Raw genomic sequence first — 3,113 nt, 5'->3', positions numbered from 1 at the left:
CGGTAAATGTATACCATTTATCAAATAATTTTTGATCAAAATATTTAACTTCTTTCATCATTTCTCAATATTTAAATCGTGGCTAATATAAAGAATACGTTCTAATAATTCTTTATCCCCATTCTTTGAAAATAATACTTCACATATATTACTATTCTTTTATATACTGCAAATTTCATATGATAGTTTTACAGACACATCAAGGTTCATAGTATGTTCCACAACCTGTCTGATTTCTTCATATAACTTATCTTCAATATTGGATAGAAGTTCAAACTGATTCGTATAATGGGAATAAAAAGTATTGCGGTTTATATCTGCTTTCTTGCATATATCTGTAACTGTAACTTTGCTGATAGGATGCTCTTTCGTTCAACTCAATCATAATTTTAAATGGAGGTAAAATAATGGGAAATATACACTAGTTCCTGTATGGTGGATTATACAAAATATTAGTTTTAATCATTGCCACTTTAATGATTTTTTATAAATAATTAATGAAGAGCGTCCAAAGATTGTATTAATGCAATTCATATGCTTTGTCTTTTTCTACGCGGCAGCCTTTGAAAATGTTGCTGTATTTATGGGATTTATTAGGAAAGAATGTTTTTACTCATATGGTCACAGCATCCTAATGATATTCAATGTACCATTAACTGTTCCAATTATCGAATTTCTTATCGTTTACTCAACATTACGTGTTTTCAAGACGATGAATATACCGTCTTGGAGGAAACCATTCATTACTGGGCTTACTGCTATGACTTTTGACTTTTCACTGGATCCAGTGGCAGTAAAACAGATTTTTCAAACTTCGGAAGGAATTATTGGTAGGTGGAGTTATTACCCAATCCCTGGTGAACCTGTAATATACGGGGAACCTGTCATGAAAGCCGGATACTGGACTACATTTATTTTAATCGGCGAATGGTGGCATAAAAAGAAAGGCTACATTAATCTAATTGGTTATATATATATCCGGCTTTAGCTTCCATTCTTTCTCTAGTTTGTTTGGTTTCACCTATATCCAATTTCTTTAATTACATGGGACCATTTTTCACCAGAACATCTAATATGCAATGGGAATGTTAGTCTCTCTTTCTGATATTTCATTGGGAATTTTGGTGTTAGCTTTCGTCAAGTTCTGGGGTCGTCGGTTTGTTAGCTCTTTGAATTACAAAAAAGATTTTCCTATTATGTTTACTTTCCTGGGCTTTCATTTGACTAATACCTTATTTTGTGTTATTGGTGGGTATATGGAGGTACTATGGCTTGTTGTTCTGGCAGAATTGCTATTATTGCTAGGCTGGTGTGGAATTTATATGTTGAATAAAAAGTTTTTCCTAGAAATGAAGTATTCCCAACAAGTTAGATAAATATTTCAAGAATTAAGCAGTAAGGGCTTGCTGCCTGAGTTGAATGCGAGGTGTGTGCTAAGCCCTTAGCTGCTTTCTAAGATAAAAAGGATTGGAGGTTACCCGTTAATTGAGTATGTGAACAAATCTCTGTAAAAGTGAATCTTCTATGATAATGATTGGGCTGATAGCTCCTAATTGATTACTCGTCCAATCATATTTACTGGGTGGTTTTCCTGCACCCGCTGGAGCTGATAGCCACTACAAACTATCCCTGCGATATGGAGCAGTCAGCGTCTTTAAATATCGCTTTGCTGTCGAAGTTCTTGAATCCAGATAGTTCAGTCTCCTGATTTTGAAGTATGCTCCGTCTATGGGTGATCAGCAAGTGCCAAGGTACAAATTGCCACAGTTAAGAGAAACATTTTGCGATACCGTTCAAAGACAGATGAGAAAGAAAACGAAAAAACGAGTTGCGATGTCCTTTGTTTTGTGTCTATTTTGCCGCTGGCTCATTTTTACGTATTGATAGTAACATTGCCGGAATGATTGCAATCATAGCAAATCCAATTAACCACCAAAAGGCTATATTGTATGCTCCAACAATCGTTTGAATGTCGGGTGCAGAGTTACTCGAAAGCTGATGCTGGATAACTGTTGCAAATATGGCAGACCCGAACGCCCCTCCGATGGTCTGAAAAATCCTAGTAGCGATACTGGCATGAGGGATTTGCTCTTTGTTCAATCCAATATATGCGGAAGCCATGATCGGAATCAGCAATCCACCCAGACCAGCTCCGCGGATCAGTAGTGCCGCTGCCAATAAAATATGATTCGTATCGGCACCGGCAAAGGCAAATGGCAATGTACCAACGATTGTAGCCACAAGGCCTATCAAAACAATGTTACGCGAACCTTTGCGGTCAGCTAGTTTACCGACCCAGCTTTGGGTCAATAACATACCAACCCCTTGTGGAATCAACCAAAGACCAGCAAATAAAACACTTTCACCACGTACCTGTTGGTAGTATAATGGTAAAAGAAGCATGGCTCCATTCGTGACGATGCCAGAAAGGAAAAGCAAAACAGATGAAGCGGAAAAATTACTCGTTCTAAACAGACGTACGTCAAGAACTGGCTGACTTTTCTTTCGTAATGCGTAGACAATAAATGCGCACATGAGGGCTAAACCGATCACTAGCGGTATGACGACTGCGTTGCTTAAGCCACCCTGAGATCTTATCTGAGAAATGCCGTAAATGAGTATAGCAAACGCGGGCGACAAAAGCAGAATACCGATAATATCGAGGGACTGTTTTCCGTCGGATGCTTTTTCTTTGTGTAGTCCACGCCAGGCCAGCAGTAATGCCACGATGCAAATCGGAATATTGACACAGAAAATCCAACGCCAACTTAAGCTGTTTACAATAACTCCGCCCAGTACCGGCCCCAGAATTGGCCCCAGCAATGCGGGTATGCTGATAATTGACATCACACGCCCCAAATTGCTGCCGCCTGACGTCCGGACAAGCATCGTCGTCAAAGTTGGCATCATTAAACCTGCAGCAGTTCCCTGCAGGACTGTGAAACAAATTAGACTGTTGATATTCCATGCCAGAGCCGATAACACAGAACCTGCAAAAAATACGAAGAGTGAAAAGATGTACACTCGCTTGCCGCCGAAACGGTTGACAGCCCATCCTGAAATAGGCACTGCCAAACCCATTGCCAGTACATATCCTGTGGCAATCCACTGGA

General features: G+C 39.4%; 2 protein-coding genes. One reads left to right on the top strand and one right to left on the bottom strand.

Annotated elements, in window-relative coordinates:
• Positions 1–523 precede the first annotated feature (523 nt).
• Positions 524–988, top strand: a complete 465-nt coding sequence (locus RTK36_RS16235) for a carotenoid biosynthesis protein (RefSeq protein ID WP_331655104.1) — start codon at positions 524–526, stop codon at positions 986–988.
• Positions 989–1,851: 863 nt separating this feature from the next.
• Here RTK36_RS16235 and RTK36_RS16230 read toward each other — a convergent pair.
• Positions 1,852–3,113, bottom strand: a 1,262-nt coding sequence (locus RTK36_RS16230; RefSeq protein WP_312048260.1) for a DHA2 family efflux MFS transporter permease subunit, incomplete at its 5' end; no start/stop codon positions are given.

The organism is Anaerotignum sp. (genome assembly GCF_031981185.1).
In the GTDB taxonomy this organism is placed as follows: Bacteria; Bacillota; Clostridia; order Lachnospirales; family Anaerotignaceae; genus Chakrabartyella.
Note: the sequence above shows the minus strand (reverse complement) of the source record. Positions and strands in the feature narration are given on the sequence as shown.